The following is a 5,124-nucleotide window of genomic DNA, read 5'->3' on the forward strand; positions in this document are numbered from 1 at the left end:
CCTTTCTTTGGGGTACCTTTCTTTGGCGACGCAAAGAAAGGTACCTCGGCCGCCGGGCCGAGACCCGGCCTCCGCCCTCAACCAAAGCAAGCAGCAACCAAAACCAACGCACGCCACAACATCCATCCGTGCAGGGCATACACCACAGAATCCCCCCCAGCGCCAAAACAGCTTGACCACCGCAAATCGCCCACGCGACACTTGGAGCAGGGAGCAACAGGGGCACCATCCATGCAGTCCACGACAGACGAAGAAATTGCACTCGGCCAAAGCAGCCGCATCGACAACCAGCACAACGTGGAGGAAGGCACTGGCTCGGCCGGTGGCGCGCCGGCCCTGTCTGCCGCGCTGGCCGCCGCAGCGCTGCTCGCCGCCTGCGGCGGAGGCGACGATCCGCCCGAGGCCCTGGTGCAGGGCCGGGCCGAGGTGGCACAGCCGCAACTGCTGGGCGGCACGGGCTCGAGCGCCAGCCGCTCGGCCGCCACGCGCATGCCCACGGCCGATGAGTTCCTGGACTGGGCAGAGCGGCAGTTCCCGCAGTTCTTCTCGCCGCACGCATCCACCCTGAGGGCCGATGCGCTGAGCTACCGCTTCTATGCGGGCACGGGCCTGTACCTGGGCGTGCTCAATGGCGAGGTGCTGGCGCTGGGGCCGGCCACGGGCGGCAAGGTGGCGGCGCTGGGGCGGGTGGCGGATTTTGCCGATGCGGTGCTTGCGGGCAGCGGCGGCAGTGGCAGTGTGGCCAGCGACGAGGCGGCGGCGCGCTTTCTGCACCAGGCGGCATTTGGCGCAAGCGACGCGGACATTGCCGCCGTGCGCAGCCAGGGCTACGCGGGCTGGCTGGACGCGCAACTGGCCATGCCCATGGGACAGAGCAAGTGGGACTGGCTGGTGGCCCAGGGCTATGCGGTGGCCAATGACCGGGCCTTTTTCTTCAACAACAGCCTGGCGCAGTACGCGGTGTGGCACGACCTGTTCAGCGCCACCGACATGGTGCGCCAGCGCTGGGCGTTGGCGCTGTCGGAGGTGTTCGTGATCTCGGTGGCCAGCATTGGCGGCAGCCTGAACTGGCCGGGCTTTGCGGGTGCGCATTACTGGGACACGCTGGCGCGGCTGGGCTTGGGCAACTTCCGCGCGCTGCTGGAGGCTGTGACCCTGCACCCGGCGATGGGCGCCTTTTTGAACACGCGCGGCAACCAGAAGGAAGACCCGGCCACGGGCCGCGTGCCCGACGAGAACTATGCGCGCGAGGTGATGCAGCTGTTCACCATCGGCCTGCACGAGCTCAACCCCGACGGCACGCCGCGCCTGGGCGCCAACGGCCAGCCCATCGAGACCTATGGCCCGGCCGATGTGACCAACCTGGCGCGCGTGTTCACGGGCTACGACATCGATGCGAGTGGCCTGGCGCCGCTGCAGAACCCGGTGCCGCCGGGCGGCACGCTGCTGCGGCCCGAGTACCTGCAGCGGCCGATGCGCTTTGACGCGAGCAGGCATTCCACGCTGGAAAAGCGCTTTCTGGGCACCAGCATCCCTGGCGGCACGCCGGGCCCCGAGGCGCTGCGCATGGCGCTCGACGTGCTGTTCAACCACCGCAACGTGGGCCCGTTCTTCGCGCGCCAGATGATCCAGCGCCTGGTCACCAGCAACCCCGAGCCGGCCTACGTGGCGCGCGTGGCCGCTGTGTTCGACAACAATGGTGCGGGTGTGCGAGGTGACCTGAAGGCCGTGCTGCGCGCCATCTTGCTCGACGACGCGGCGCGCGGGCCGGCGGGGCTCAACTCGCGGAGTTTCGGCAAGCTGCGCGAGCCCATGCTGCGGGTCGTCAACTGGGGCCGGGCGTTCAAGGCGCGCTCGCTGGCCAACACCTGGAAGTACGAGGTGGGCAACTGGGACCCCGAGTCCGATCTGCAGCAGATACCGCTGAATGCGCCCTCGGTGTTCAACTTCTACCGCCCGGGCTATGTGCCGCCCTCGACCGAGATGGCCGCCATCGGCGCGACGGTGCCGGAGTTCCAGCTGGTCAGCGAAAGCTCGGTCAGCGGCTACATCAACTTTCGGCAGGGCATTCGGTATTCTGGCCTGTGGATCGGCAACCCCACGGAGATCGGCTTTCCGCGCGACGGCCAGGGGGTGACGTATGTTCCCGACATCGTGCCCGACTACAGCGCCGAGTTTGCCCTGGTGGGCGATACGGCGGCGCTGGTGCGGCGGCTGAACCTGCTGCTCGCGGCGGGGCAGCTGTCGCAGGCCACGCAGGACTTCATTGCCAATGCGCTGCGCATCGACCGCATCAGCGCCAGCGCGGACGAGGGGTTCAAGCGCATCCACGTGGCGCGGGCCATCCTGTTTGTGATGTCCTCGGCCGAATACCTGGTCAAGAAGTGAGTAAGTGAGGCCCCCATGTTTTTGATGCAACACGAGCAGCACACGCGCCGCGCCTTTCTGCGCCGCTCCGGCCAGATGGCGCTGATGGGCGCCGCGGCGCCTCTGGGGTTGAACCTGGCCGCCATGGGTGAGGCCGCAGCCTTCACGGCCAATGACTACAAGGCGCTGGTGTGCGTCTTCCTGTTTGGCGGCAACGACTATGCCAACACCGTGGTGACATACGACGCCGCACGCCACCAGGCGTACGAACGCATCCGCATGGCCGGTGCGGGCACGGCGGCGGGCAGCATCGCCATTGCGCGCGCCCGGCTGGAGGCCACGCGCCTGCAGCCCACGGTGCCGCTGGCCGGCGGGGCCGAGTATGCGCTGCACCCGTCGATGGGCGGGCTGGCCGGGCTGTTCAATGCCGGCCAGGCGGCGGTGCAGCTCAACGTGGGACCGCTGGTCACGCCGACCACGCGCCAGCAGTACGCGGGCAACACGGTGCCGCTGCCGCCCAAGCTGTTCTCGCACAACGACCAGCAGTCGGTGTGGCAGTCGCAGGGGGCCGAGGGCTCCACGCGCGGCTGGGGCGGCAACATCGGCGACCTGGCGCTGTCGTCCAACGGCAATGCGCTGTTCACCTGCATCTCGGTGACGGGCAACACCGTGTTCCTGGCCGGGCGCAATGCCATGCAGTACCAGTGCAGCACGGCGGGGCCGGTGGCGATCAAGGCCACGCGCGGCGCCCAGCCGTTCTTTTACGAGCCCGCCATGCGCGCGGCCTTCACCGAGCACATCCAGCAGACGCGATCGCACATGCTGGAGAACGAGTACAACGCCGTGATGCGCCGTGGCATTGCAGCCGAGGGGCAAGTCAGCGGCGCACTGGGCGGCGTGGCGCTGAACACGCCGTTCCCCGCGAACAACCCGCTGGCGGCGCAGCTGCGCATGGTGGCGCGCCTGATTGGCGCGCGCAATGCCCTGGGCCTCAAGCGCCAGGTGTTCATGGCTTCGCTGGGCGGGTTCGATCTGCACGACGACATGGTGGGGCGCCAACCCGCCCAGTTGGCGCAGGTGAGCGAGGCCATCACCGCCTTCTACCGCGCCACGGTGGAACTGGGCATTGCCGACAAGGTGACGACCTTCACCGCGTCGGACTTCGGCCGCACGCTGACCAGCAATGGCGATGGCACCGACCACGGCTGGGGCAGCCACCACCTGGTGGTGGGCGGCGGCGTGCGCGGCAAGGCCTTCTACGGCACGCCGCCGCCAGTGAGCGTGGGCGACACCGGTGCGCCACAGGACCAGTGGCACATCGGACAGGGGCGGCTGTTGCCCAGCACCTCGGTGGACCAGTTCGGGGCCACGCTGGGCAAGTGGTTCGGCGTGTCTGCCACGGAACTGCCGGCCATACTGCCCAACATCGGGCATTTTGGCGGGGGCGCGTATCCGGTGGACGTGGGCTTCATGGCGGCTGCCTGAGCGCCGCTGATTGCACCCTTGTCTCCAGCGCCGTTGCTGCGTTTTCTTCTTCGTGCCATCGCCATCCTCCACCACCCCCGTCCCCATCAAGGCGCTGCTTGCTTTTGACGCGGCGATGAAACACGCCAGCTTCCGCCTGGCCGCGCAGGAGCTGCACGTGACCCCCGGTGCCGTGGGCCAGCAGATCAAGAACCTGGAGGAATGGCTGGGCACGCAACTGTTCGTGCGCTCGGTGCGCCAGGTGCAGCCGACCGCGCAGGCGCTGGCCTACTGGGGCAGCGTGGGACCGGCGCTGGCGCGCATTGCGCAGGCCAGCGAGGAACTGCGTGCGCAGCAGCTGCAGCAGGCACAGCAGCAGCGCAACGCGGTATGGCTGTCGATGCCGCCCACGCTGGCGGCCAAGTGGTTCGCACCGCGCATGGCGGCGTTCTTGCAGCACCGGCCCGACGTGTCGCTGCACCTGGGGGCGACCACGGCGCTCAGCGATTTCGAGCGCGAGCCGGTGGATCTGGCCATTCGCTATTTCGACGGCAAGGATGCGGCGCTGCGCAGCACCTTGCTGTACCCCGACGAGGCGCGCCTGTACTGCGCCCCGGACTACCTGCGAAGGCTGCGCATCAAGACCCCCGACGACCTGGCCCGCGCCACGCTGCTGCACACGACCTTGCTGCCGTACTGGAAGCCCTGGCTGCAGCGCTTCAGCCAGTTGTCGGGGGCGCAGGTGGATGCGATTGCGGGCCAGCATTTCGACCAGAGCATGCTGGCGCTGGAGACGGCGCGGCATGGGCAGGGGGTGGTGCTGAGCAGTGCGATCCTGACCGAGGTGGAGTTGCGGGAGGGGTGGTTGGTGGAGCCGTTTCCTGGGATGCGGTTGGCGGTGGGAAAGGGGTATTACCTGGTGCAGCGGCGGGGGGTGGCGTTGCGGCCGGCGGCGCGGGCTTTGAAGGAATGGTTGGTGGGTACGGCGGCTGCGGAGCGTGAGAAATGAGGTAGTGGTTGCTGTGTGCTTGTGCTGAAGGCGGGAGCCGGGATGTGCGCCCGGCGGCGCAGTAACTTTCTTTTGCTTCGTACATGGACGCCCCTTTGCTGGCAAGCCAATTCGTGACGGGTCAGAAGGAAAAGATTGCTCCCGTACATCCGGACTTTTGTGCAGCCTTTTAGGCTGCTGTCCCTGATGGGATTTGCTGGTTGGGGCCCCATAGCCAAAGTGCACTACTGGGTGTGCGAGAAGCAAAGCGGGCTTTGCCAACCACGGTCTTACCTGTCTTGCCA

General features: G+C 67.8%; 3 protein-coding genes. All 3 read left to right on the forward strand.

Features of this window, described 5'->3' with window-relative positions; translation table 11 throughout:
• The first annotated feature begins 231 nt into the window (after positions 1–231).
• From ACK59X_RS14055 to ACK59X_RS14065, 3 genes are read left to right on the forward strand one after another with little or no spacing between them, the layout of a single operon-like run.
• Positions 232–2,388: a DUF1800 family protein gene (locus ACK59X_RS14055; RefSeq protein WP_409957972.1), complete on the forward strand. Its 2,157-nt coding sequence runs from the start codon at positions 232–234 to the stop codon at positions 2,386–2,388.
• Positions 2,389–2,403: 15 nt separating this feature from the next.
• Complete coding sequence (locus tag ACK59X_RS14060) at positions 2,404–3,852, forward strand: DUF1501 domain-containing protein (RefSeq protein WP_409957974.1); 1,449 nt, start codon at positions 2,404–2,406, stop codon at positions 3,850–3,852.
• Between the two features lie 52 nt (positions 3,853–3,904).
• The gene (locus ACK59X_RS14065; protein WP_409957976.1) at positions 3,905–4,840 is read left to right on the forward strand and encodes a LysR substrate-binding domain-containing protein; all 936 of its coding nucleotides are present in this window, start codon (positions 3,905–3,907) and stop codon (positions 4,838–4,840) included.
• The last annotated feature ends 284 nt before the right edge of the window (positions 4,841–5,124 follow it).

The organism is Acidovorax sp., assembly GCF_046339755.1.
In the GTDB taxonomy this organism is placed as follows: domain Bacteria; phylum Pseudomonadota; class Gammaproteobacteria; order Burkholderiales; family Burkholderiaceae_C; genus Acidovorax.